At 26.4% G+C, this 4,889-nt stretch carries 6 protein-coding genes, 1 pseudogene and 1 CRISPR repeat array; of the genes and pseudogenes, 6 read left to right on the top strand and 1 reads right to left on the bottom strand.

The window, feature by feature from the left end:
* Nucleotides 1-201: 201 nt before the first annotated feature.
* Nucleotides 202-2,002: direct repeats of the CRISPR family, unit length 29 nt; unit sequence CTTTACATACCACTTAGTTAATATAAAAC.
* Between the two features lie 291 nt (nt 2,003-2,293).
* Nucleotides 2,294-2,503, top strand: a complete 210-nt coding sequence (locus KGF42_RS18670) for a hypothetical protein (RefSeq protein ID WP_227823527.1) — start codon at nt 2,294-2,296, stop codon at nt 2,501-2,503.
* 215 nt (nt 2,504-2,718) lie between these two features.
* Here the strand turns inward: KGF42_RS18670 and KGF42_RS18665 are convergent, their stop codons facing one another.
* Nucleotides 2,719-2,877, bottom strand: coding sequence for a type I toxin-antitoxin system toxin (locus tag KGF42_RS18665; RefSeq protein ID WP_227826872.1), 159 nt, complete (start codon nt 2,875-2,877; stop codon nt 2,719-2,721).
* A 217-nt stretch (nt 2,878-3,094) separates the two neighbouring features.
* Here KGF42_RS18665 and KGF42_RS18660 point away from each other — a divergent pair, with 217 nt between their 5' ends.
* The 5 genes and pseudogenes from KGF42_RS18660 to KGF42_RS18640 all read left to right on the top strand — a co-directional run bounded on the left by KGF42_RS18660 (nt 3,095) and on the right by KGF42_RS18640 (nt 4,677).
* Entirely contained in the window at nt 3,095-3,412 is a 318-nt protein-coding gene (locus tag KGF42_RS18660; RefSeq protein WP_413927047.1) for a type II toxin-antitoxin system HicB family antitoxin, read from the top strand.
* Between the two features lie 152 nt (nt 3,413-3,564).
* Nucleotides 3,565-3,705, top strand: a complete 141-nt coding sequence (locus tag KGF42_RS18655) for an Arm DNA-binding domain-containing protein (RefSeq protein ID WP_227823525.1) — start codon at nt 3,565-3,567, stop codon at nt 3,703-3,705.
* Nucleotides 3,705-3,866, top strand: a pseudogene (locus KGF42_RS20270) (site-specific integrase); the annotation flags it as partial. The gene KGF42_RS18655 and the pseudogene KGF42_RS20270, both read left to right, overlap by 1 nt.
* Before the next feature lie 171 nt (nt 3,867-4,037).
* Nucleotides 4,038-4,385 (top strand): hypothetical protein, encoded by a 348-nt coding sequence (locus tag KGF42_RS20265; RefSeq protein WP_227823524.1) that lies wholly within the window; start codon nt 4,038-4,040, stop codon nt 4,383-4,385.
* Entirely contained in the window at nt 4,363-4,677 is a 315-nt protein-coding gene (locus KGF42_RS18640) for a tyrosine-type recombinase/integrase (RefSeq protein ID WP_227823523.1), read from the top strand. The genes KGF42_RS20265 and KGF42_RS18640 overlap by 23 nt, the downstream gene beginning before the upstream one ends.
* Nucleotides 4,678-4,889: the final 212 nt, after the last annotated feature.

Here is a 4,889-nt window from a genome sequence, read left to right as displayed (position 1 = left end):
CATATATTTTCCTCGTTTTTAATTTTATTATATTTGAAAAAAGAGAATAAAAAAACCTATTTTTGGAGTGGTTTAAAAATTTGTCCAAAAATAGGGTTCCAGTTCATTGGCGTCTGAGTGGTTTTTTACGTTTTTTAAGTAAATTGCTAACTAGACAAACTATTAAACTAACAGATAGTCTTTCTAGTACATTTTATAAAACTTTACATACCACTTAGTTAATATAAAACAAAGGAAGTAGTAAAGAAACAGAATATAAATTTAACACTTTACATACCACTTAGTTAATATAAAACAGGAGGATTATTTTCTCCAACAACAACGTCACCAGACTTTACATACCACTTAGTTAATATAAAACTGAATTGTACAAGAGAATAATACAGCGCTCTGACATCTTTACATACCACTTAGTTAATATAAAACCTTTTTGATTTTTAGCTGTTGCTAGTTTTCTGTCACTTTACATACCACTTAGTTAATATAAAACACTATAGCCCAACTCAACAAAGATATTATAGTATCGCTTTACATACCACTTAGTTAATATAAAACTAAACCAGCTATATTTTTATTTCCTCTTGATAAGTCTCTTTACATACCACTTAGTTAATATAAAACTATGTTATGGTAACATATGTAACAACTGGTGTAGTCTTTACATACCACTTAGTTAATATAAAACCTGATGTTCCTAAATCTGCTACTTCTATTTCTGCAGTCTTTACATACCACTTAGTTAATATAAAACTCTTCAAGTGCTAATCGTTTTGAATCTTCTTCATCTTCCTTTACATACCACTTAGTTAATATAAAACTTGGTACTTTTTCAGCAGCTATGGCAGTCGTAACAACCTTTACATACCACTTAGTTAATATAAAACATGCTAAAATTGTGTTAGCTACTGCACAAGCTAAGGCTTTACATACCACTTAGTTAATATAAAACGCTATCTCATTTATTTCAAATGATTTATCATTACTTTCTTTACATACCACTTAGTTAATATAAAACAGTATTCAGTGCATTTTAAATCAAGTGGTCATAGCGCTTTACATACCACTTAGTTAATATAAAACCTTAGAATACTTGTCCCTACTTATAAAAAATATAACTTTACATACCACTTAGTTAATATAAAACACAACTCATAATCGGGGTACATTTTTTCTATTTCCGCCTTTACATACCACTTAGTTAATATAAAACTATAATTCTATTAAAAGCCTCTTTGATAGTATTATCACTTTACATACCACTTAGTTAATATAAAACTTTCTTGTGCTTGTGATGTTGTATTAGTTTGATTTTGACTTTACATACCACTTAGTTAATATAAAACGAAATTTTGTTTGCAAATTACTACAAGCAGAAATAATCTTTACATACCACTTAGTTAATATAAAACGATGTAATTACTATAAGAGATGAATACTTAAATCAACTTTACATACCACTTAGTTAATATAAAACTCATAGCCATATGACAATGCCATGCTCCACGACCTTGCTTTACATACCACTTAGTTAATATAAAACTAACTTATAAGTCTTGTTTTGAACAATACAAAATAGGCTTTACATACCACTTAGTTAATATAAAACTCTGCAGAGGGATGGCTTATAAGATAATACGAGATACCTTTACATACCACTTAGTTAATATAAAACACGTATGGCATTATATGTGGCGTTATTTCTTGGTTTCTCTTTACATACCACTTAGTTAATATAAAACTATATTTAGACCAAGATGTTATCTTAGATTCTTTTAACTTTACATACCACTTAGTTAATATAAAACTTGAAGTTAGTTTTACTAATTTTAAAGTTGTTTGCGACTTTACATACCACTTAGTTAATATAAAACCTATTTATTATTCTTATTCTGTTATATCTAAAAAAATCTTTACATACCACTTAGTTAATATAAAACTAGCACATATATTTGATGGAGATGTGAAACAAGCAGCTTTACATACCACTTAGTTAATATAAAACCCCAAAATAAACTAAGTATTTTCAATACCTACACATATACAACTCTCTCAAATTTGCAGTGAGCGGCTAATAGTGCAATTGATAACATTTATCATATGTTCTCAATGCCTTACATTGCAACTGTTAATCCATATTTTATCACAAATATCGCTCACTGCAAAACTTCTATAATTTTATTATATCATAACATATAATTGATATTTTCAATTAATTTTTAACTATATTTTTACATTTAATTATGTTTAAATGCTATAATAAAGTTAAGCAAAATAATTTGAAAGGAAAGATATTATGAAAGAATATGAAGCAGAGTTAAATATAAGTATTTCAATTCCATTTTTTACAGTGATATCTTATTCAGTTATAGTTTCTATAGTAATGTTATGTCTATCAGCATTGAATAATTTCGCTAATATATCATCAGTACCTGTTAGTGCTTTAGGTTCAACAACTGGATTTATTATATTTAATCTTATTATTAGTTTATTTAAAAATAAGTAAATGAAAATATTTTAATATTTACATACTATATAGTTAATATAAAATCGTCTATAACATTTTAGACAATTTACTCGAAACTGAAATGCCACAATACTTCTATATTTTTACTATATCATAAAAATATTATTTTTGAATATCTGTACCAATTTGTGGTATAATAAAAGCAAGAAGAACTACAATCTATTTATGGTAGAGTGGAGTTCGTAATTTGAAAATTACTTAGTTTTATGGAATCTGATTTTCAAATCAAATTCCCAACCACTCTTAGTGCCAGCTTTGAGTGGTTTTTTACGTTTTTTAAGTAAATTGCTAACTAGACAAACTATTAAACTAATAGATAGTCTTTCTAGTACACCTTTTAAAAAATTATCCATGTATATTCACCTCCCTTCTTAGCGTTGGGAGGATAATTTTTGATACATGAATTCCACTCTATAAATTGTAGGTTGCATCTTCTTGCTAAAAATATTATAACATATAATTCTTACATATTTTACCTATATATTACATTTAAATTTCTATTTTAGTTTATTCTTCTTATTTACACGTATATAAGTACGTTTTATAATGTAATTGTAAGGAGTTGATAAAATGAAAAAAGATATATATGTATATCCTGCTATACTAAGCTATGATGAGGATGGTATCTCTGTAGAATTTCCTGATTTACCAGGCTGTCTTACATGTGTAGATACAACAGAAGAAGCCTTAAAAATGGCAAAAGAAGCTCTAGGATTGCATCTATATGGGATGGAAGAAGATAACTACATAATCCCTACTGCAACTACTATAGATAACTTAAATTTAGAGAAAAATCAAATACCTACTTTAATAGAAATATATATGCCTATTCACCGTAAAGCTATAGAAAATTACTCTGTTAAAAAGACACTTACTATTCCTCAGTGACTTAATAGGGAAGCAGAAAAACATAAGGTTAATTTTTCTCAGATACTTCAAGAAGCTTTGAAAAATCATCTCAATATTCACTAGATATAATTAGAGCAGTTAAACTGCTCTTTTATATAAAACATATAAACTTATAAAGGGAGTGTACATATATGAATATCAAATCAGCTTTTATAAGAAAAAGGAGAGAGAAATTCTATGTATACGTGGAGTACATAGAGGAAACGACTGGCAAGATAAAACAGAAAAGTTATGGAAGTTATAAAAAGAAAAAGGATGCTGAAAACATTTAATTGAAATAAAAGCTACTATAAACAATAATAAGTTTATAACTCCAAATAAAATAACTCTTGCAGAAAGATGTTATAAGTACATAATAACAAATGAAAATAATTGGTCTCCTTACACAACTGTAAATAGAAAGTCTTGGGTTAATAATTATATAGAACCTTTTTTTAAAGATACAAAACTTATATATATAAATCCTAGCTTACTTCAATTATTTATAAATAAAAGTTTTAATAATTTCACTTCCTCAAGTGCAAAAGTCAGATATAATTTTCTATCTTCTGTTTTAAAAGAGGCTTATAGACTAAAAGAAATATCTGAAAATCCTTGTGATTTTGTGAAATTACCAGCTAAAAACGTTACATCTGAAATTGAAATATATAATATAGAAGAAACACTATTGTTAATAGAAAAGTTAAATAATAGCATAATAGAAATGCCTATTTTATTAATATTGCTTTTAAGTTTAAGAATTGGAGAAGTAGCTGGTCTAAGATGGTCTGATGTTGATTTAGATAATAGTATAATAAATATTAATCAAATCCTTATATATGCAAACATCAAGATAACTTTTAAAGAACCAAAAACAGAAAAATCAAAAAAAACCTTGTCAGTTCCAAAAGAATTAATTGAAAAATTAAAAATAGAAAAATTAAAACAAAATGAAATTACAAGGTACACTTGAAAATGAAAATAACTTAGTATGTTTAAATACAAATTTAAAGCCTTGGATACCAACTGCATTAAGTAAAACTTTTCATAGCTTTATTAAAAGAAATAATTTAAGAAATATTAGAGTGCATGATTTAAGACATACAAACGCAAGTTTGCTTTTGCTAGGAGGCACTAATATGAAAGTTGTTTCAGAAAGATTAGGTCATACAGATATAAAAATAACCATGAATAGATACTCTCATGTTTTAGAGGAAATGGACAAAGAAGCTTCTGACAATCTAAGTAAACTTCTATTTAAATAATAAAACTGACTGTCAGTTAAATGTCAGTAAAACCAAAAAAAACAGGGTTTTGTCAGTTAAGTGTCAGTCAGTTAGTTTATAATAATTTCGAGTCTGGAAATATTTATGTGTATTCTTTAAATAAAAATTTATTTTTTAAGTGATAATTAAACATTTATTTGTAAGGCTATGGCTTTAAAAATCATAGCCTTATTTTGATATTTTTTCCATTT

Origin of the sequence: Clostridioides sp. ZZV15-6383, assembly GCF_020657735.1 — a bacterium.
GTDB classification, from domain to species: Bacteria; Bacillota; Clostridia; order Peptostreptococcales; family Peptostreptococcaceae; genus Clostridioides; species Clostridioides difficile_D.
This window is presented reverse-complemented; position numbering and strand designations above follow the sequence as displayed.

Excerpts from the sequence above, each read along its gene's own strand:
- KGF42_RS18660 (WP_413927047.1), top strand. The coding sequence starts at position 3,095 with ATGAAAAAAGATATATATGTATATCCTGCTATACTAAGCTATGATGAG.
- KGF42_RS18640 (WP_227823523.1), top strand. The coding sequence starts at position 4,363 with ATGAAATTACAAGGTACACTTGAAAATGAAAATAACTTAGTATGTTTA.
- KGF42_RS18655 (WP_227823525.1), top strand. The coding sequence starts at position 3,565 with ATGAATATCAAATCAGCTTTTATAAGAAAAAGGAGAGAGAAATTCTAT.
- KGF42_RS18665 (WP_227826872.1), bottom strand. The coding sequence starts at position 2,877 with ATGGATAATTTTTTAAAAGGTGTACTAGAAAGACTATCTATTAGTTTA.
- KGF42_RS18670 (WP_227823527.1), top strand. The coding sequence starts at position 2,294 with ATGAAAGAATATGAAGCAGAGTTAAATATAAGTATTTCAATTCCATTT.